Origin of the sequence: Arthrobacter sp. NicSoilB11 (assembly GCF_019977375.1) — a bacterium.
GTDB lineage: Bacteria > Actinomycetota > Actinomycetes > Actinomycetales > Micrococcaceae > Arthrobacter.
On sequence record NZ_AP024657.1, the window covers coordinates 2,633,171 to 2,653,576 of the forward strand.

At 66.9% G+C, this 20,406-nt stretch carries 14 protein-coding genes and 1 tRNA gene; 6 read left to right on the plus strand and 9 right to left on the minus strand.

The features are described from left to right. Positions 1-2: 2 nt before the first annotated feature. The 3 genes from LDO14_RS12245 to LDO14_RS12255 all read left to right on the plus strand — a co-directional run bounded on the left by LDO14_RS12245 (position 3) and on the right by LDO14_RS12255 (position 4,146). Positions 3-731 carry a response regulator transcription factor gene (locus LDO14_RS12245; protein ID WP_196804743.1) on the plus strand — a complete coding sequence of 243 codons (729 nt, stop codon included), beginning with the start codon at positions 3-5 and terminating at the stop codon, positions 729-731. Positions 732-832: 101 nt separating this feature from the next. Beyond that, complete coding sequence (locus LDO14_RS12250; protein ID WP_056387913.1) at positions 833-1,609, plus strand: ABC transporter ATP-binding protein; 777 nt, start codon at positions 833-835, stop codon at positions 1,607-1,609. Positions 1,610-1,611: 2 nt separating this feature from the next. Further along, the gene (locus LDO14_RS12255) at positions 1,612-4,146 is read left to right on the plus strand and encodes an FtsX family ABC transporter permease (RefSeq protein WP_144599845.1); all 2,535 of its coding nucleotides are present in this window, start codon (positions 1,612-1,614) and stop codon (positions 4,144-4,146) included. 88 nt (positions 4,147-4,234) lie between these two features. On the opposite strand, the gene metG is transcribed toward LDO14_RS12255, so the two are convergent. The 8 genes from metG to ilvD all read right to left on the minus strand — a co-directional run bounded on the left by metG (position 4,235) and on the right by ilvD (position 16,941). Beyond that, on the minus strand, positions 4,235-5,794 hold the full coding sequence (gene metG / locus LDO14_RS12260; RefSeq protein ID WP_018768335.1) for a methionine--tRNA ligase: 1,560 nt from the start codon (positions 5,792-5,794) through the stop codon (positions 4,235-4,237). A 36-nt stretch (positions 5,795-5,830) separates the two neighbouring features. Then, on the minus strand, positions 5,831-6,586 hold the full coding sequence (locus LDO14_RS12265; RefSeq protein ID WP_018768336.1) for an ATP-binding cassette domain-containing protein: 756 nt from the start codon (positions 6,584-6,586) through the stop codon (positions 5,831-5,833). Then, a complete protein-coding gene (locus LDO14_RS12270) occupies positions 6,583-9,381 on the minus strand; it encodes an FtsX-like permease family protein (RefSeq protein ID WP_018768337.1) in 2,799 nt (932 codons plus the stop codon). Before LDO14_RS12270 ends, LDO14_RS12265 begins: the two co-directional genes overlap by 4 nt. Positions 9,382-9,599: 218 nt before the next feature. Further along, on the minus strand, positions 9,600-11,189 hold the full coding sequence (serA, locus tag LDO14_RS12275; RefSeq protein ID WP_223991961.1) for a phosphoglycerate dehydrogenase: 1,590 nt from the start codon (positions 11,187-11,189) through the stop codon (positions 9,600-9,602). A gap of 125 nt (positions 11,190-11,314) precedes the next feature. Then, the gene (ilvC, locus tag LDO14_RS12280; RefSeq protein ID WP_026265624.1) at positions 11,315-12,340 is read right to left on the minus strand and encodes a ketol-acid reductoisomerase; all 1,026 of its coding nucleotides are present in this window, start codon (positions 12,338-12,340) and stop codon (positions 11,315-11,317) included. A gap of 83 nt (positions 12,341-12,423) precedes the next feature. Then, on the minus strand, positions 12,424-12,936 hold the full coding sequence (gene ilvN, locus LDO14_RS12285) for an acetolactate synthase small subunit (RefSeq protein WP_018768340.1): 513 nt from the start codon (positions 12,934-12,936) through the stop codon (positions 12,424-12,426). Positions 12,937-12,938: 2 nt separating this feature from the next. Next, complete coding sequence (locus LDO14_RS12290; protein WP_018768341.1) at positions 12,939-14,846, minus strand: acetolactate synthase large subunit; 1,908 nt, start codon at positions 14,844-14,846, stop codon at positions 12,939-12,941. A 376-nt stretch (positions 14,847-15,222) separates the two neighbouring features. Then, the gene (gene ilvD / locus LDO14_RS12295) at positions 15,223-16,941 is read right to left on the minus strand and encodes a dihydroxy-acid dehydratase (RefSeq protein WP_056387922.1); all 1,719 of its coding nucleotides are present in this window, start codon (positions 16,939-16,941) and stop codon (positions 15,223-15,225) included. A 261-nt stretch (positions 16,942-17,202) separates the two neighbouring features. Between ilvD and LDO14_RS12300 the strand changes: the two genes are divergently transcribed. The 3 genes from LDO14_RS12300 (at position 17,203) to LDO14_RS12310 (ending at position 19,745) form a co-directional block, all read left to right on the plus strand. Further along, positions 17,203-18,369, plus strand: coding sequence for a hypothetical protein (locus LDO14_RS12300; protein WP_134163866.1), 1,167 nt, complete (start codon positions 17,203-17,205; stop codon positions 18,367-18,369). A 55-nt stretch (positions 18,370-18,424) separates the two neighbouring features. Next, positions 18,425-19,555 carry a PQQ-dependent sugar dehydrogenase gene (locus tag LDO14_RS12305; protein ID WP_223991962.1) on the plus strand — a complete coding sequence of 377 codons (1,131 nt, stop codon included), beginning with the start codon at positions 18,425-18,427 and terminating at the stop codon, positions 19,553-19,555. A 114-nt stretch (positions 19,556-19,669) separates the two neighbouring features. After that, positions 19,670-19,745: transfer RNA gene (locus tag LDO14_RS12310), tRNA-Lys, on the plus strand. 168 nt (positions 19,746-19,913) lie between these two features. Here the strand turns inward: LDO14_RS12310 and LDO14_RS12315 are convergent. After that, positions 19,914-20,372 carry a MarR family transcriptional regulator gene (locus LDO14_RS12315; RefSeq protein ID WP_018768344.1) on the minus strand — a complete coding sequence of 153 codons (459 nt, stop codon included), beginning with the start codon at positions 20,370-20,372 and terminating at the stop codon, positions 19,914-19,916. Positions 20,373-20,406: the final 34 nt, after the last annotated feature.

The following is a 20,406-nucleotide window of genomic DNA, read 5'->3' on the forward strand; positions in this document are numbered from 1 at the left end:
GCATGACTTTGCCACTAGACCGTGACACAACCGCTCCGATCCGAGTGGCGCTGGTCGATGACCAGCAACTGGTGCGCTCGGGATTCAGAATGCTGATCAACTCCCAGCCGGACCTTGACGTCGTGGTCGAGGCCGGGAACGGGCTCGAGGCACTCCAGGCCCTCGGAGCAGCAGCCGCCGACGTCGTCCTGATGGACGTGCGCATGCCGGGAATGGACGGCATCGAGGCCACCCGCCGGCTTATCGAACGCGCCGCTTCCGCCCCCGCCGGGTCAGCCAGGGCTGAACTTCGCGTCGTGGTGCTCACGACCTTCGATCTGGACGAGTACGCACTGGCGGCAATCGAAGCCGGCGCCAGCGGTTTCCTCCTGAAGGACGCCCCGCCGGAGGAACTGCTGGAAGCCATCCGCACGGTCCACCGCGGGGACGCCGTCATCGCCCCCTCCACCACCCGCCGGCTCCTGGACCACGTAGCTCCGCTGCTGCGCGCGCACGGCAACGAACGGCCCGAGGACCACGAGGCCGTCGAACGGCTCACAGCCCGCGAGCGCGAAGTGTTCACCCTCATGGCACAAGGGCGATCCAACCCTGAGATCGCGGCAGACCTGTTTGTCTCCGAAGCAACCGTCAAAACGCATGTAGGGCACATCCTGGCCAAGCTTGGGGCACGGGACCGGGTCCAGGCAGTCGTGCTCGCCTACGAGACCGGGGTTGTCACTCCCGGGGGCTGACGCCTGGCGCGGTGGTCTCAGACCTGGGTATGAGGCCGGCCCCGGCAGGACCAGACCACCGGCCGATCCCCGGGCGCCGGGTGCGGCCATAGCGTGGAAACATGACAACTTCCGCGCATGCCCATACTGCTTTTAACAGGCAAAACATCACCTCCGCTCCCGCCGTGCAGGCCCTCTCCCTGGCCAAGACGTACGGCCGCGGCGCCACCCGCGTCAGCGCCCTGCGTGAGGTCAGCGTCACATTCGATGCTGGCCGCTTCACCGCAATAATGGGCCCTTCCGGCTCCGGAAAGTCCACCCTGATGCACTGCCTCGCCGGCCTGGACACCGCGGACTCCGGACGGATCCTGGTGGGCGGGACGGACATCACGGCCCTGAACGACAAGCAGCTCACCACTCTTCGCCGCGACAGGATCGGATTTGTCTTCCAGGCCTTTAACCTCGTGCCGACGCTGACAGCCGAACAGAACATCACGCTGCCGCTGGCATTGGCAAACAAGGCCACCGACACCGCCTGGTTCGACACAGTGGTGGCCACGCTTGGCCTTAAGGACAGGCTCCGGCACCGGCCGCACGAGCTCTCCGGCGGTCAACAGCAGCGGGTGGCCGTGGCCCGGGCCCTGCTGACCCGGCCCGACGTGGTGTTCGGGGACGAACCTACCGGCAACCTTGATTCGACCGCCGGCGGCGAGGTCCTGGCACTGCTGCGCCGCAGCAGCCGGGAAATGGGCCAGACGATCATCATGGTCACCCACGATCCGGTGGCGGCCAGCTACGCCGACCGCGTGGTCCTGATGAGTGACGGCGGTCTGGTGGGCGAGATCGCCGAGCCCACCGCCGGGTCCGTCCTCGCTGCCCTCGGCAAGCTGGGAGGCTGATCGTGCTGCGCGTTGCCTTCTCGCAATTCCAGTCCCACAGCCGCCGGTTCATTGCCGTCGGCCTGGCGGTGATGCTGTCAGTGGCGTTCCTGTCCACCACCCTGATGATGGGGGCGAGTACCCGTGCTTCGCTGGGTGCCAGCCTCGGAGAGGCTTACAGCAAGGCCGGCCTCATCGCCACCCCGGACACGGGAACCTTCAATGATGCCGCCCTGGCAGCAGTCCGTGCGGTACCTGGCGTGACCGAGGCCTATGGCCGGATGGAGGCGTACGCCGAGTTCACCGCCGGCGGCCAGGAGGTGTTTGCGCAGGCCCGGAACCTGGCGCCGATGGCCTTGGAAACCGCGGCCGTGACCGACGGCGCCCTCCCGGAGAGTGCTGACGGCGTTGCGGTGGACAGGGCTGCCGCCGCCCGCTATGGGCTGCGCGTCGGCGACTCCCTGACCCTCAGGGCCCCCGACGGCGCCACAACCGTGGCCATGACCGTCACCGGGATCCTTCGCGGCAGCAACGACCCCTTCACCTCTGCCCTCCCGCAGATCGTCGCCGGGACACCGGCCGTCAGTGCCCTGGCAGCCGGTGCCCGGGACCCGCAAGGTGGTACCGGCGCCGGCGCCGGCTACGGGACCATCCAGTTGGCCCTGGCTTCAGGCACCGACGCCGCCACAACCAGCAAGAACGTGCTGGCGGCGCTCACCGGCGTCGGCGCAGGCGCGCAGGTCAAAACAGCAGACGAACAGGTCACCGCCCAGGTGGCGATGATGACCGGAGGCCAAGATGAACTGACAATCATCCTGCTGGCGTTCGCCGGGGTCGCCCTGATTGTCTCCGGCCTGGTGGTGACCAACACCTTCGCGGTGCTGGTGGCCCAACGCACCAGGGAACTGGCGCTGCTCAGGTGCCTGGGGGCGTGCCGGAGCCAGGTACGCAACTCGGTCCTGGCCGAAGCCCTGGTGGTGGGCCTGGTGTCCTCTGCGGCTGGTGTGCTCGCCGCCGTCGCCCTGATGGCTGCCCTGATCGGCTGGGCCGGGACGCAGCCGGACATGGCGTTTGCCACCATGGCCGTCCCGTCGTCGTCCGTCATTGCGGGGCTGGCAGTAGGCACATTCCTGACCCTGGGCGCCGCCCTGGTTCCCGCGAAAGCTGCCACGGCCGTGGCTCCGCTTGCTGCCCTGCGGCCGGCTGACGATGCCGGAATCGGGAACCGGCGCGGCCGAGTGCGACTGGTGCTGGGCCTTGCCGCCCTTGCCCTTGGTATTCCGTTGCTGGCCCTCGGCGCCGCGGGCGTGATGCTGGTGGTGGCCTTCGCCGGCGGCGTGCTCTCCTTCGTCGGAGTCCTGCTCTGCGCCACCCTGTTCGTCCCGCAGCTGGTGGGCCTGGCGGGACGGTTGGCCTCCCCTGCCGGCGTCCCCGGGAAGCTGGCCGCACTCAATGCCGTCCGCAACCCGGCCCGGACTTCCGTCACCGCTGCCGCCCTCCTGATCGGCGTCACGCTGGTGTCCCTCATGATGACCGGGGCTGCCACTGCCCGCCAGGCGTTTGATGACGCCCTCGCCGGTACCTACCCCGTGGATATGGCCATCACCGGGGGTGCACTGACAGCCCTCGAGCGTGACGCAGTAGCACGGATCGACGGCGTCGCTACTGCGGCCTTGCTGCCGGTAGCAGGCACCATGGCCGGCGAAGGCATGGACAGCCCCGTCTATGCCCTCGACGCGGCGGAGGCCGGCCGGCTGCTCCGCGACACCACTATTACCCTTGAACCGGGCAGGATCTACCTGCCCGAAGGCTCCCCGGCCGGATCCGTTGAGGTCAACGGCGCCGCCGGACGGGCCACCTTGGAAGCCGTGGTGCTGCGGACCCGCAACATCCCGGCCCTGGTGTCCACCGACACCGCCCGCCAGTCGGGCCTGACGGGCAGTGGCGTTGCCCCAACAGACAGTGCGCGGACCGATGGCACCGGCCCCGCGGCCAGTGCCGTCTGGCTGCGCCTGGCGGACGCTCCCGGCGGCGCACCGCTGTCCGCAGACCGGATCAAGGACATCCAGTCCGCTGTTGCCCAGGCAGCAGGCGTGTCCGCGGGTGCGGTCAGCGGCGCCGCCATAGAGCGGGTCACCTTCAATGAGGTCATCGACGTACTGCTCCTAGTGGTCACGGGCCTATTGGGGGTGGCGGTGCTGATCGCGCTGATCGGCGTGGCCAATACACTGTCGCTGTCCGTGCTCGAACGGACCAGGGAGAACTCCCTGCTCCGGGCGCTGGGCCTTACCAAAGGCCAGCTGCGGGGCATGCTGGCCCTTGAGGCAGCCCTGGTGGCCGGCGTCGCCGCAGTGATTGGTGCTGTCCTGGGCAGCGTCTATGGCTGGCTGGGGGCGCGGTCCGCCCTCGGCAGCCTGGCCGAGGTCACACCCTCCGTCCCTTGGCTGCAGTTGTTGGGGGTACTGGCCGTGGCCGTGGTCGCCGGCCTGCTGGCGTCGGTCATTCCTGCCCGGCGTGCGGCACGGCTGTCGCCTGTCCAGGGGCTTGCCGCCGCATAGCCCGCCGACGGCCGGGCCAGGGCGCCGGAACGGGAAAGGGCAGGTGGCGCGGAAGTCCGCCTCACCTGCCCTTTCGTGCGCCGGAACCTCAGGCTTCGGCCGGTTCCTCGAACTTGGGGAACACAGGAGTGGGAGCCGGCAGTGCCGTTCCCGGGACGATCGGGCTGGCGATGGCGGCGAACTGGCGGGCTTCACCTTCTGCCTGGCCCAGGGCGTCCAGGAGCTTGGCCGTGGCGTTGGGCATGACCGGCTGGGCCAGGATGGCCACGATCCGCAGGACCTCCAGGGTCACGTACAGGACGGTGTTCATGCGTTCGACGTCGGTCTTCCGCAGGACCCAGGGCGCCTGATCGGCGAAGTAGGCGTTGGTGTGGTGCAGCACGCCCCAGACAGCTTCCAGGGCGCGGCTGAATTCCTGCTTGTCGAAGGCGGCGCGGGCGGCGTCCAGCAGGCCGTTGGCCTGGTCAAGGATGGCCTGGTCCGCAGCCGTGAACTCTCCGGGGGTGGGAACCGAGGCGCCGCAGTTCTTCGCCACCATGGACAGCGACCGCTGTGCGAGGTTGCCGAAGTTGTTCGCCAGGTCCGCGTTCATGCGCCCCACGATGGCCTCGTGGTTGTAGCTGCCATCGGCCCCGAACGGGACTTCGCGGAGGAAGAAGAACCGCACCTGGTCCAGCCCATAGCGGGCAACGAAATCGGCAGGAGCCACCACGTTGCCCAGGGACTTGGACATCTTGACCCCGTTGTTGTGCAGGAACCCGTGGATCATGACCCGCTTGGGCAGATCCAGCCCTGCGCTCATCAGGAAGGCGGGCCAGTAGATGGCGTGGAACCGGGAGATGTCCTTGCCGATGATGTGGACGTCGGCGGGCCAGTACTTCCGGAACTTGTCCGAGTCCACATCCGGGTAACCGACGCCCGTGAGGTAGTTGGTCAGCGCGTCCACCCAGACATACATGACGTGCTTGTCGTTGCCGGGCACGGGAACGCCCCAGTCGAACGTGGTCCGGCTGATGGACAGATCCTCCAGCCCGCGCTTGACGAAGCTGATGACCTCGTTGAACCGGTACTGCGGCGCGCCGAATTCCGGGTGGGATTCATACAGTGCCAGCAGTTTGTCCTGGTAGGCGGACAGCCGGAAGAAGTAGCTCTCCTCCGCCGTCCACGTCACCTCAGTGTCCGTCTCTTTCGAGTAGCGCACGCCGTCGTCCTTGACCACGGTGTCATCCTCGCCATAGAAGGCTTCGTCCCGGACGGAGTACCAGCCCTCGTACTTGGAGAGGTAGATGTCCCCGTTCGCTTCCATCTTCTTCCAGATGGCCTGCGAGGCAGCGTAGTGGTCCTCGTCCGTGGTGCGGATGAAGCGGTCGTAGCTGATGCCCAGCGCGGCGTGCGCGGCCATGTAGACCTCCGCGTTCCGGTCCACCAGCTCCTTGGGCGTGACGCCCTCCTTCTCCGCGGTCTGGGCAATCTTCATGCCGTGCTCGTCCGTGCCGGTCAGGAACATCACGTCATAACCGTCCAGCCGCTTGAAGCGCGCCATGGCGTCGGTGGCTATGTACTCGTAGGCATGGCCGATGTGCGGCACACCGTTGGGGTAGGTGATGGCCGTGGTGATGTAGAACGGCGTTTTTTCTGGAGCAGTCACGTTCGGACGGTTACCTTCAGTGCGGAGTGGGCGGGGCTAGATCAGTTCTGTCAGGGTATCGCTCAGCCGGACCAGTTCGTGGTCGTGGGAGGCCACCAGGACGGCGATCCCGTCAGAGGTGGTGTCCTTCAGGATACTGATAATGCGGTTGGCAGAGGCACGGTCCAGGCTGGCTGTGGGCTCGTCCACCACCAGGACCCTGGTGCCCAGGATCAGGGCGCGGGCGATCGCCACGCGCTGCCGTTCACCGCCGGACAGCTGGGCGGGACGGTGCCGCATCCGCCGGCCAAGGCCCACCAGGTCCAGGAGGTCCTTGGCCATGTCGCGCCGCTGGTCCACTTCGCCGTCCGGAACGGCAGGCAGGAGCACGTTCTCCAGTGCGCTCATGCCGTCGATCAGGGCACCGCCCTGGTCCACATAACCGATCAGTGCACGACGGCGGTCGGCGATTTCGTCGTCGCCCATGCTTTCGAGCGAATCGCCTTCCCAGAAAACGCGGCCCGACGTCGGCAGGGTGAGTCCCGCGCCGACGGTCAGGATGCTGGTCTTGCCGGAGCCGCTTCGGCCGGCCACACAGTGCATTTCGCCGGCGTGCAGGGTCAGGTCGAAGCCTTCCACCACGCTCACGGCCTCGGCGCCGCCCTTTCCACCGCCATAGCGGATGGTGATGTCGCGCATCTCCAGCGGGGTGGCGTGGTCGGCCGACTTGACGATGGTGTTGGCCCGGGTCTGCAGGGGGACCTCGTTGGAGCCGCTCCTGCGGCTGCGCTGGAGGTTCGTCGGGTTTGTCATTGGACCACTTTCGTTGCAATAGGTATCCAGCAAATTACAGCCACCAGGCCGGCTACGGCGGCCCAGATGGCCGCGTAGGGTGCCAGCAGCAGGCCGATGCCCAGGGCGCCCAGCACGCCCAGCGGCAGGGCCACGGTTCCCACCAGTGCGTTCTCGAACAAACGGACCTGGCGGAGCATGTCAGGGTTCCAGCCCATCGCCTGGAGGATGCCAAGGTATTGCCGCTTGGCGTTGAGCTCGAAGCGGCCTGTCACCAGGGTGAGCACCAGTCCCACGGCCACCCCCGCAAGCGCCAGCAGGATGCTCGGCAGGGTGACGCTGGCCGCCGCCAGGCCGCTCAGCGCGCTTGCACCCGCTGCCCGCGGGATGTCGATCAGCAGGGCGATCAGCCCGCCGACGGCGGCACCGAAGACGCCGACCGCAACCGCCAGGGACAACGTGTTGAACTTGTTGGTGCTCAGCTGCCGGTTGGCGAAGGTCAGCGGCGAATCCACCGGGATGAGCCGTTCGTCGTGCTGCGGCTCCTGGTCGATCACGTCGCGGTGGCGGAGCTGCTGCGCGGCGAAGAGGGCCGCGCCGCAGTACAGGACCAGGACGGCGGCGCACACCAGTGCGGTGGCAAGGCTCCAGCTCACCAGGCTCAGCACGATGCCGGCGGCGGCGAGCAGTACGGCCCCGACGCCGAATTCCTCAAGTACCCAGCTGCGGATCCGCCGCTGGGTCCAGCCCATGGCCCGCAGGGTTCCTGCCTCGCTGCGCCGTTTCCGGATGTAGCTCACGGTGGAGGCCCCCGTCAGCAGGGCGGCGCCGCACAGGGTGAGGAACAGCAGCGTGATGTTCGTTCCGGACAGTGCTCCGGCCACGGCTTCGGCAGCGTTCTGCCGGACCCAGGACTGCTGGACGGTGCCCAGGGCGGACTCCTTGCCGGCTCCGTCCTTGGAGTAGCCGGGAACGAAGATGCTGGTGTCCTCACGCGCCGAACCGGCCACCACGGTGGCGTCCAGGCCCATGTCCCTGATCTCGGCGGCGAGCTTCTCCACCTCGGGCTGGGCGTCCTTCCAGCTGCCCGGCGCCTTGGCGCGGACGCGCACGGCGTCGATGACGGCGGCGTTCTGCTTGTAGCCGCGCGCTGCTGCGAGTCCGTAGTAGTCGGTGATGGCACCGGCGGACTGGCTGGCCAGCCCGGTGGCGCTCAACGAGGGCTTCAGGTCTGCTGCGGGAACATCCTTGCCGGCAGCATCCTTGACCAGCGTGAACGGCGTGGGGTCGTAGCCGCCCAGCGGGAGCTTGTTGACGTCCCCGGAGGCCGCCTCGACAGCGGCGGGGTCGAACGTGCCGTACACCATGGGCAACGGCGTTGCCGCCTGCTGCTGGCCGGTGGACAGGTTGTCCCGGTAGGACCGCTCGTCCACCGGGTTCCGCTGGGTCTGGTCAACGGGCGCGCCGTTGGCGGCCTTGTCAGGAAGGCGGTTGACGGTGACCCATTCGCCGGGAACAGCGGTCTTGTCCACGGCACCGTTGGCCGCTGTGTCACTGTCGTTGTATTTGGGGGCGCCGGCGAAGTTGGTGCTCCACTTTGCCGGGGTGTACAGGCCCGCGTTGAAGTTGCCGTTGTTGCCCAGCAGCGACGAGTGGTCCGTGGAGCCCGGCCATGACAAAACGAACGGGTCCTTCGAGACGAACGGCAGGTAATCCTTGCCCAGGGACTTCGACACGGTGCCGACGTCCTTGACTACCTTGCCGGCGTCGTCAATCTCCTCGATCTTGACGTTGTACTTCAGGTCCAGGGATGTTCCGGAACGCACGATCAGCGGGACGGCCTGCGAGCCGCTGGTCAGCTGGCCGGTGCGCTTGGCCTGCTGGTACTGGGTCATCAGCGGAGCCCAGTACTTGAGCTTGACGCCCAGGAAGTCCGGACCTTCCTTGAGTTGGTCCATGCTGATGCCGTTGGTGAAGAGGCCTTCCAGGTAGCGGCCCACGGCGCCCGCGTCGCGTGCGTCGGCGGGCGGGGCCTTCTCCAACGGGGCCAGGAAGTCGCCCGCGGAGCCCAGCAGGGCCCGTTCAGCGGCCGGGTCCACTGCCACCACGGATTCGGTGACCTCGGGAGCCAGCGGGAGGGCGACGGAAAGGTTGAAGAGATTGTGCTCGGAGCCGCCGGCGGGGGCGGGGAATTTGATGCCGGTCTCCCCCGCCGCCGGGGCGATGCGGATGCTGCTGCCGCCCTGGGCCTTTTCCTCCACGAGCCGGGCCTTGCCCAGCGTGCCCTCGGCGGTGGTCTTGAAGAGGGTCTGCTCCGAGTTGCCGTCAGAGCTCACTGCGCTGGCGGTCAGCCGGTACTTCTTGGCGGCATCGGTCAGGACCGATTCAGCGGCCGGCCACTTGTCCGGTGAGGTGGCACCCGCCGCCTGGTCCGCGGTGGCGGTGCCGGCCAGCCCGGCGTTGTAGCCGAGGTAGTCCATGGCGTCGAGCCGGGGCGTCTCAAGGTTCTGGGTGACCCGCGAGACCAGGCTGATGGGGGCCGCCACGGACGTGCCGGACAGCTTCCGGATGGAGTCCAGCTGGTCGAAGCCGATGCCGCCGGCGCCGTTGGCGATCTCGGGCTGCAGGAGGGCCCCGGAGGGTGCCTTGGCCTGGACCAGGATGTCGTAGAGCCCCCTCGAGTTTTCATCAACCGTGCGGTTGAGCGCAGCCTGTGACTGGCTTTGAACGAGGACCGACAAGCACATGGCTGCGATCAAGATGGCCGCGGTCAACAGCAGCACCCTGCTTCTGATGAACCTCTGGACGGCGTTCATGGAACTCCCTGAAACCTGGATTGCGTGCGCACACTTCCATCCGCCCGGGCAGACGTGGACAATGACGGACGGATGTGCGAAAGGTATTGGCCGGTCTGCCGGCTACGGTCCTGAATCAGGACCAAGCCATTGTAAGCAGACCGGCCAATCATACGTGGCTCCGCAGTGGACGAAGCCTTGCGGAGGGGCGGCAGCGGCGTTTCGGCCGGTGTGTCGCGTTAGTCTTCCAGGTCCACTTCCCGGACCATCTCAGCGCCGATGCCTGCCTTGATGGCGTCCAGCACCTGCTGCGGCACAGAGCTGTCGATGGTCAGCAGGGCAAGGACCTGGCCGCCCTCGTTGGAACGCGCCACCTGCATGCCGGCGATGTTGATGTTGTTCATGCCCAGGATGTGGCCGATGGTTCCGATCACGCCGGGGCGGTCGGTGTAGGCAACCACCACGAGGTGCTCGCTGATGGGGATCTCAACCTCGAAGCCGTTGATGCCCACCAGCTTCTCGATCTGCTTGGGACCGGTCAGGGTGCCGGCCACGGAGATCTGGCTGCCGTCGCTGAGGGCGCCGCGCAGGGTCAGGACGTTGCGGTAGGACTCGGTCTCCGGCGTGGTGATCAGGCGGACGTTGATGCCGCGCTGCTCGGCGATCACCGGGGCGTTGACATAGGACACCTGTTCGGTCACGACGTCGGCGAAGATACCCTTCAGCGCGGCCAGTTCCAGGACCTTGACGTCGAGTGAGGAGATTTCGCCGGCCACCTCGACGTCGAACTGGGTCAGGGAGGCGTGGGTCAGCGCGGTGAAGATGCGGCCCAGCTTCTCGATCAGCGGGATGCCGGGGCGGACGTCGGGGGCAATGACGCCGCCGGCAACGTTGACGGCATCCGGCACCAGCTCGCCGGCGAGGGCGAGGCGGACGGACTTGGCCACGGAGACGCCGGCCTTCTCCTGGGCTTCGTCGGTGGAGGCGCCCAGGTGCGGGGTCACCACCACGTTGTCGAGCTTGAAGAACGGCAGGTCGGTGCTGGGCTCCTTGGCGAAGACGTCCACGCCGGCGCCGGCGATCTCGCCGTCCTGGAGGGCGGTGAAGAGGGCTTCCTCGTCCACCAGGCCACCGCGGGCCACGTTGACCACGTAGGCGGTGCTCTTCATCTTCTTGAACGAGTCAGCGCCCAGCATGCCCACCGTCTCGGGCGTCTTGGGCATGTGGATGGTGATGAAGTCCGACTGGGCCAGGAGTTCGTCCAGGGTCACCAGCTGCACGCCCAGCTGCGCGGCGCGGGCGGAGGTGATGTAGGGGTCGTAGGCAAGGATCTTGGTGTCGAAGCCCTTCAGGCGGGCTGCCACCAGGGCACCGATCCGGCCCAGGCCGATGATGCCGATCTTCTTTTCGAACAGCTCGATGCCGGTGTACTTGGAGCGCTTCCATTCGCCGTCCTTGAGGGCGGCGCTGGCCTGCGGGATGTGGCGGGCCAGGCTCAGGATGTGGCCCACGGTGAGTTCAGCGGCGGACACGATGTTGGACGTGGGCGCGTTGACCACCATGACGCCGGCCTGGGTGGCGGCCTTGATGTCCACGTTGTCCAGCCCCACGCCGGCACGGGCAATGACCTTCAGGTTCTTGGCCGCAGCGATGGCTTCGGCGTCAACCTGGGTGGCGGAGCGGACCAGGATGGCGTCTACGTCACTGATCGCAGAAAGCAGCTGGGAACGGTCGGCACCGTCGGTCTGGCGGATTTCAAAGTCCGGGCCAAGGGCCTCGACGGTGGCGGGGGAAAGTTCTTCGGCGAGCAGTACTACGGGTTTTGACACGGCTGATCCTCTGCGTTGCAGTCCTGGGGATGGAAACAAGTCTAGGCCGACGGAAAGGCCGGGCTCACATTGTTAAGTGTGAACCCGGCCTCACCGTTGCGGTCTATGTGGTTGGGCTGGCAGCCTTAGCGGGCTGCGGAGCCTTCCACGTAGTCGACGTCCTGCTGCTGCCAGGAGAACAGGGAGCGCAGTTCGCGGCCGACAGCCTCGATGGGGTGCTGCTCGGCCTTGGCACGCAGTTCCTTGAACTCCACGCCGCCGTTGTCCTGGTCCTCGATGAAGCGCTTGGCGAAGGCACCGGACTGGATGTCGGCCAGGACGGCCTTCATGTTTTCCTTCACCTGGGGGGTGATGACGCGCGGGCCGGAGACGTAGTCGCCGTATTCTGCGGTGTCCGAGACGCTCCAGCGCTGCTTGGCGATGCCGCCCTCCCACATGAGGTCGACGATGAGCTTGAGCTCGTGCAGCACCTCGAAGTAGGCGATCTGCGGCTGGTAGCCGGCCTCGGTGAGGGTCTCGAAGCCGTACTGGATCAGCTGGGAAACGCCGCCGCAGAGGACAGCCTGCTCGCCGAAGAGGTCCGTTTCGGTCTCTTCGGTGAAGGTGGTCTTGATGACGCCCGCGCGGGTGCCGCCGATGGCCTTGGCGTAGGACTTGGCCAGCTCCCAGGCGTTGCCGGACGCGTCCTGCTCGACGGCGATGATGTCCGGGATGCCGCGGCCGGCCTCGAACTCGCGGCGCACGGTGTGGCCCGGAGCCTTCGGGGCGACCAGGATGACGTCAACGCCTTCCGGTGCCTGGATGTAGCCGAAGCGGATGTTGAAGCCGTGGGCGAACGCCAGTGCCTTGCCGGGGGTCAGCTTGTCCTTGATGGAGTCGTTGTAGATCGCGCGCTGGTGCTGGTCCGGCGCCAGGATCATGATGACGTCAGCCCATTCGGCGGCGTCGGCAACGTTCTTGACCGTGAAGCCTGCATCCTGCGCCTTGGCGGTCGACTTGGAGCCGTCCTTCAGGGCGATGACGACCTCGACGCCGGAATCGCGCAGGTTGAGCGCGTGGGCGTGGCCCTGGGAACCGTAGCCAACGATGGCAACCTTGCGGCCCTGGATGATCGACAGATCGGCGTCGTCGTCGTAGAACATTTCAGTCACTTGCGTAACTCCTCTTGAGTGGTTGTAGATAGTGGTCTTGCGGTGCTGCGGTTACGGGCGCGGGGCCCGCCTTGGGCAGGTGCCTAGGCGGAGCGGAGCGCCCGGTCACTCATGGAGCGGGATCCCCGTCCAACGGCCAGGGTGCCGGACTGCACAATTTCGCGGATGCCGAAGGGCTCCAGCACTGAAAGCAGTGCCGTGAGCTTTTCGGGGTGGCCGGTGGCCTCAATGACGACGGAGTCGGTGGAGACGTCGACCACTGAGGCACGGAACAGGTCTGCGGCCTGGGTTACCTGCAGACGTGTTGCGGCATCCGCACGTACTTTGACCAGGATGTGGTCGCGCTGTACGGAAGATTCTGGGGTCAGCTCAACGATCTTGATGACGTTGATCAGTTTGTTGAGCTGCTTGGTGACCTGCTCGATGAGGTCGCCGTCGGCGTCGACCACCACCGTCATGCGGGATACGCCCGGCACTTCGGTGGGGCCAACGGCCAGGGAGTTGATGTTGAAGGCGCGGCGGGCGAACAGGCTGGCCACGCGGGTCAGGACGCCGGGCTTGTCCTCAACCAGGACGGAGAGTGTGTGGCGGCTCATGCTCAGTCTTCCTCTTCCCATTCCGGGGTCATGTTGCGGGCAACCTGGATCTGGTCGTTGCTCACGCCGGCGGGCACCATCGGCCACACCATGGAGTTGGGGCTCACCACGAAGTCGATAACCACGGGGCGGTCGTTGATTTCGAGGGCCTTTTGGATGGTGGCGTCAATGTCCTCGTCGCGTTCGCAGCGGAACGAGGCACAGCCGTAGGCCTCCCCCAGCTTGACGAAGTCCGGGATGCGGACGGTGTCGTGGCCGGTGTTGAGGTCGGTGTTGGAGTAGCGGCCCTCGTAGAAGAGGGTCTGCCACTGGCGCACCATGCCCAGCGAGGAGTTGTTGATGACAGCAACCTTGATGGGGATCTTGTTGATGGCGCAGGTGGCCAGTTCCTGGTTGGTCATCTGGAAGCAGCCGTCGCCGTCGATGGCCCAGACCACCCGGTCCGGCTCGCCCACCTTGGCGCCCATGGCCGCCGGCACGGCGTAGCCCATGGTTCCCGCGCCGCCGGAGTTCAGCCATGCGTGGGGGCGCTCGTACTTGATGAACTGGGCAGCCCACATCTGGTGCTGGCCCACGCCGGCCACGTAAACGCCTTCAGGCCCGGTCAGGGCGCCGATCCGCTGGATGACCTTCTGCGGTGCGATGAGGCCGTCGTCAGGCTCCGTCCAGCCCAGCGGATAGGTTTCCTTGAGGTTGTTAAGGAAGGCCCACCAGGTGGTCAGGTCAGGGGCGCCGGAGGCCTCGAACTGGCTGCGTACGGCCTCGGTCAGTTCCGGGATGATCTCCTTGACGGACCCCACAATGGGCACATCGGCGGTGCGGTTCTTGGAGATCTCGGCCGGGTCGATGTCCGCATGGATGACTTTGGCGTTGGGCGCGAAGGTCTTCAGCACGCCGGTCACGCGGTCATCGAAGCGGGCTCCGAGGGTGATCAGCAGGTCGGACTGCTGCAGGGCCGTGACGGCGGAAACGGTGCCGTGCATGCCGGGCATGCCCACGTGCTGCGGGTGCGAATCCGGGAATGCGCCCTTGGCCATCAGGGTGGTGACCACAGGTGCCCCGGTTGCTTCGGCGAGTGCAAGCAGTTCAGCTGACGCGTGTGCCTTGACCACGCCGCCGCCCACGTACAGTACCGGCTTGGTGGACGCCGCAATGAGCTTGGCCGCCTCGCGGACCTGCTTGTTGTGGCCGCGGGTGACCGGCCGGTAGCCGGGCAGGTCGATCTTCGGCGGCCAGGAGAACGTCATCTGGCCCACCTGGGCGTCCTTGGCGACGTCGACAAGCACAGGGCCCGGACGGCCGGTGGAAGCCAGGTGGAAGGCTTCGGCCATGACGTGCGGGATGTCGTTGGGGTCGGTCACCAGGAAGGAGTGCTTGGTGATGGGCATGGTGATGCCCACGATGTCGGCTTCCTGGAAGGCGTCGGTGCCGATGACGCCGCTGGACACCTGGCCGGTGATGGCCACCAGCGGCACGGAGTCCATGTGGGCATCCATGATGGCGGTAACGAGGTTGGTGGCCCCGGGACCCGAGGTGGCGATGCAGACGCCAACCCGCCCGGTGACCATGGCGTAGCCTTGCGCGGCGTGGCCGGCTCCCTGTTCGTGACGGACCAGCACGTGGTTCATGGTGGAGGCCATCAAGGGGTCGTAGGTGGGCAGGATCGCGCCACCCGGCAAACCGAAAATGTCGTCGACGCCGAGTTCTTCGAGCGAGCGGACGATTGCTTGCGAGCCGGTCATCACCGTCGGGGGTACGACGTTGTTCGGCCCAAGGACAGGAGAGACGGCAGCAAGGTCGGCGACGACGGCGGCGTGGTCAGCCGTCCGGTCGGCGCGTTCCGGAGCCTTGGCGGCTCCAGCGGACTTGGTGGCCATCAGCGAGGGGCTGATGGGCGATCCTTTGCTCATCGGACTCTTCCTTGTGGATCTTCTGTGGTTTCTGGCTGAGGGAAATAAAAAAACCCCTCAGCCGGGTGGCTCTGTGAGGGGTTTCGCGCGTGACGGTTCGTTACCAGTGGAGGCTAATGTGCCACGCGCTTGGTAAGGACGACGACGGTGCCGGCGGTAACGAAAGTCATGCGTTCAGTCTTCCCTCTCGGTGAGACAGGTGTCAACGAGCGACAACCCTATCTCACCATGTGGACCCCGTTGTCCACTCTTTGATCCTATCTCGGAAGGACCGACCGAAACCCAACCGCACAGGCGGCAGGGCTTAATAAGGGGGATCCCGAGGGCCCCAAGTGATGCGGCGGCCGCGCCGCATCACTTGGGAAGGGATCACCCGTCAGCCGGTGTAGGCGCCCTGGCTGGCGCTGTGCACCAGCTTGGCGTACTTGGCGAGCACGCCCTTGGTGTAGCGGGCAGGGAGCGGCTCCCAGCCCACCTTCCGGGCTTCCAGTTCTGCGTCGTCCACCAGCAGGTCGAAGCTGCGGGCGGCGATGTCCACCCGGATCCTGTCACCGTCCTTCACGAAGGCGATGGGGCCGCCGTCGACCGCTTCCGGGGCAACGTGGCCGATGCACAGGCCGGTGGTGCCGCCGGAGAACCGGCCGTCGGTGAGCAGCAGGACGTCCTTGCCCAGGCCTGCCCCCTTGATGGCGCCGGTGATTGCGAGCATTTCGCGCATGCCGGGGCCGCCCTTGGGTCCTTCGTAGCGGATCACGACGACGTCGCCCGCCTGGATCTTGCCGTTGTCCAGCGCGTCCAGGGCGCCCTGTTCGCGCTCGAACACGCGGGCGGTTCCCTCGAAGACATCGGCGTCGAATCCGGCACTCTTGACGACGGCGCCTTCGGGCGCCATGGAGCCGTGAAGGATGGTGATGCCGCCGGTCTTGTGGATGGGATTGTCCAAAGCGCGGAGGATCTTTCCGTCCACGTCCGGCGGGTTGATCGCTTCCAGGTTTTCCGCAACGGTCTTGCCCGTGACGGTGAGGCAGTCGCCGTGGAGCAGGCCGGCGTCGAGCAGGGCTTTCATGATCACCGGCACGCCGCCGATCCTGTCGACGTCGGTCATCACGTAGCGGCCGAAAGGCTTCAGGTCGCCCAGGTGCGGGATCCTGTCGCCAATGCGGTTGAAGTCGTCAAGGGTGAGCTCAACCTCGGCTTCGCGGGCAATGGCCAGCAGGTGCAGGACGGCGTTGGTGGAGCCGCCGAAGGCCATGGTGACGGCAATGGCGTTCTCGAAGGCCTCCCTGGTCATGATGTCGCGGGCCGTGATGCCCTTGCGCAGGAGGTTGACCACGGCTTCGCCGGACTTGCGGGCGAACTCATCACGACGGCGGTCTGCCGAGGGCGGTGCGGCCGAGCCGGGCAGGGACATGCCCAGGGCCTCGCCGATGCAGGCCATGGTGTTGGCCGTGTACATCCCGCCGCAGGCGCCTTCGCCGGGGCAGATGGCCTTTTCGATGCGGGTGAGGTCCTCCATGCTCATCTTGCCGGCCGCGCATGCGCCGACGGCTTCGAAGGCGTCAATGAGGGTGACTTCCTTCTCGGAGCCGTCCTCGAGCTTGACCCAGCCGGGCATGATGGAGCCGGCGTAGAGGAACACGCTGGCAAGGTCCAGTCGGGCCGCCGCCATCAGCATGCCGGGCAGGGACTTGTCGCAGCCGGCCAGGAGGACCGAACCGTCGATCCGTTCCGCCTGCATGACGGTCTCAACGGAGTCGGCGATGACCTCGCGGGAAACCAGGGAGAAGTGCATGCCCTCGTGGCCCATCGAGATGCCGTCGGAGACGGAGATGGTGCCGAACTGCATGGGGAACCCGCCACCTGCGTGGACGCCTTCCTTGGCGCCCTGCGCAAGCCGGTTCAGTGAGAGGTTGCAGGGGGTGATCTCATTCCATGAACTCGCCACGCCCACCTGCGGCTTGGCGAAGTCGTCATCCCCCATCCCGACCGCCCGGAACATGCCGCGCGCGGGGGCCGCATGGATCCCGTCGGTCACGACGCGGCTGCGGGGTTTGATGTCAGGCGTGGTCTCGGAGGCGGTCTGGGCGTCACTCATAGGGGAAAGTCTAGGGCTCGGACCGTCGCGGAAACGACAGTCTGCGCAGAGGTTGGGCCAAAAGGCACGGAAATGGTTGTCAAATAGTGGACATTCGTCTCATATTTCGAGACTCAGCGCAGCGCATGCCGGGTCCCGACCGGCCGCAGGAGCTTCACGGCCATGACTCCCCCGGCGTGGCGCGGGATCTCTGGACAGCAGTGGTGACCCGACGTAGCGTCGGGGACAGGACACCGAGCCACTTGGACCGAAAGGCCTGCCATGGACATTGTTTTCTGGATCATTCTCGTCGTTATCGTCATCATCATCATCGGCTGGCTGGTGAACCGCAGCAGGTCCGCCAATCAGCGCGGCGGATCATCGGCGGGGGCAGGGACGGACAGGGTCCGGACCGATGGAGCGCTCGAAGGCGGCAGTGCCGCGGCCTCCGCCCAGGCTGCGGGCACCACCGGCATCCCCACGGCGGCGGGGTTCGGAAAGCCCGCCGAACCGGCCGTCCTTCCCACCGCTGAGGAACCGGCTGATTCCGCCGCTGCATCCAGCGCCGGCACTCCGGCAGGCGGCACGTCGCCCCGCAGCACGTCACCCGGCAGCACAGAGGACGGGGACGGTCGCAGCCAGGACCAGGCACAGAACCAGGCGGCAGACCAGGCCGAGTGGGAAACCCAGTGGTCCGAGGCCGGCTCCGGTTCAGGCTCCTCCGCCGTAGGTGCAGCCGGAACTCCCGCGGAACAGCCGGCACAGGCCGGAGCTCCCGCCGGGGCGCCGTCCGGGCAGGCTTCACCCCCGGCGACCCGCCCGGTCCACCATGACGAGTACACGGCACCGCACGCCCCCACGCTTCCCGGCGCTGAAACGGCTGCACTGGAAGGCACGGACGACGGCGGCGCGGCGCCAGCGCAGCCGGCCGGCGGGCACGCGCCACGGCACCACGCCGACACGTCCGCATCACCGGCCCACCAGGAGCCGGCCGTGCCGCCAGCCGCCGATGGCACCGAGGGACAGGCCGCAGCGGCCGAAACACTGGACCGCACCCAGTCCTCCGCCCTGGTGGAGAACGGGGCGGATCACCACCAGCCCTCCGGCCAGGACCAGGGTGTGCCCGCGGCCGGGCAGGACGTGGCAGCGGCCGGGCAGGGCGCGCCGCCACAAGGCGGTCACGCCCAGGGCGCTCAGGCACAGGGTATGGCTGCCGTCGAGCCGGCCGGACACCTCGCAGCAGATGAGCCCTATGGCGCAGGTTCGGCCGCGCCGGGCCCCGATGGGAGCGGACCGGCGGACTACACCGTGAAGGGCGATGCCGCCGCGATGGTCTACTACGAAGAAGGACATCCCGACTATGAGCAGACCCGGGCGGAAGTCTGGTTTGAATCTGCCGCACACGCGGAGGCCGCCGGCTTCCGCGCGCCCCGGCGCAAACGGCTCTAAGAGGAGGAAGGCCCGCCGCGTTGCGGCGGGCCTTCCTTGCCTGGACTCATCCAAGGTGCTGGCATCGTGCCTGGCGCTGGCCCTGTCCCTGGCGCTTGCCGCCTGCACGGGGACCCCCGGGCCGCCTGCACCGGCCACAGGCACGGCAAGCCGCGGCACCCCGCCGGAAACCGCCGTCGTTGTTCCCCCACTCTCTACCGCCCCTGCCCCTTCCGCTTCTTCTGCCCCCGTACCGGCGGTGCAGGAACGGCTGGACCTGCAGCTGAGCATCCCTTGGGCGGCGGTCTTCCTTCCGGACGGCACCGCCATCATCTCCGAGCGGGACACAGCGCTCCTGAAGGCCGTCCGGGAAGGAAAAGCCACAACGCTTGGCAAAATCCCGGGCGTGGTCCCCGCCGGGGAAGGGGGCCTGCTTGGCCTGGCACTGTCCCCGCACTTCGCCACGGACCACCTGCTGTACACCTACCTGACCGCACAGGAGGACAACCGCATCATCCGGTTTACCGTCAAGGCCAATGGCGATGGTTCCCTGGCGCTCGGCCAGCCCCAGGTTGTGTTTACAGGAATCCCAAAGGCCACCACCCACAACGGCGGCAGGATCCGCTTTGGCCCGGACGGCCTCCTGTACGTGGGCACCGGCGACGCCCAGCGCCGCGGGCAGCCGCAGGACCCCAACGCCCTGGGCGGAAAAATTCTTCGGCTTACGCCCGACGGCAGCCCCGCCCCGGGCAACCCGTTCGGCAACGCCACCTACAGCCTGGGCCACCGGAACGTCCAGGGCCTGGCCTGGGATGACGCCGGCAGGCTGTGGGCCAGCGAGCTTGGACCCGAGGTGGACGACGAACTGAACCTGATTATGCCGGGCGCCAACTACGGCTGGCCGCTGGTCACCGGCGCACCGCACCGGGCGGAGTTCCAGGATGCGAAAGTGGTGTGGCCGTCGACGAGCGATTCTTCACCCAGCGGACTGGAGATAGCCGGGGGCGTTGCCTATCTGGGTGCCCTCCGGGGGCAGCGCCTGTGGACGGTGCCGCTCAACGGGACAGAGGCGGGCACCCCTGTGGCCTATGTCACAGGCGGATACGGCCGGATCCGCGACGTGATTCGGACCCCGCAGGGAGGTTTGTGGCTGCTGACGAACAACGAAAACCCTGATTTCGTGCTGGTTTTGCGCCCATTCCAGTGATTCACGCACCGCCACCCGGGCCGATTTCACTTGCACCAAAAGTTCGTGTAGAGTTTCATGTCGTTGCGGAGATCAACGGGAAAGAAAAAGCCCGGGGATGGAAGCAAAAAAGATGCACCTCTAGCTCAATTGGCAGAGCAATTGACTCTTAATCAATGGGTTCCGGGTTCAAGTCCCGGGGGGTGCACCACTGGGAAAACAGCCTCCGGTTTGTGGAAACACAAACCGGAGGCTGTTTTGTTTTAGGGCTTCACGGCGTCCGGAACGGGCACCCTGCAGTCGGGCACCAAAAAAGCGCGGTCCCGGCTTTTCCATGCCGGGACCGCGCTTTTCCTTAAACGGCCTGCGGGGCCAACTGCTACTTGGCGGCGTTGTCCACCAGGTCGCCCGCGTTGCTGGGCGTGGTGGAGAACTGGCTGGCCAGTTCGCGCACTACGGCCTTGAGTTCCTGGCGCAGCAGTTCGGGGTCGATCGACGCCGATGCAAGCACGGAGCGCTCCATCTCCACCGCCTGGGCAACGGCTTCCTTGCCCTGCTCGGTGAGCGACACGACGTGGCTCCTGCGGTCCGAGGTGCTGCGGACCCGGACGATGTGGCCGTGGGACTCAAGCCGGCTGAGTGTCTTGCCCATGGTCTGGGCCTGGACACGGACATACTGGGCAAGCTGCGCCTGGGTCATGGGTCCTTGCGCGGCAAGGACCTCGATGGCGATAACACCGGCGTGGGTGAGTCCGATGGCGCCAAGTTTTTCGTTCCAGGAGTGTTCAACGAGGCGCGCAGCAGTGGACAGGAGGCGCCCTGTGGGCCAGTGATCCATATCAGGCATAGCAGCAAGTATAGCCAAATGCCGA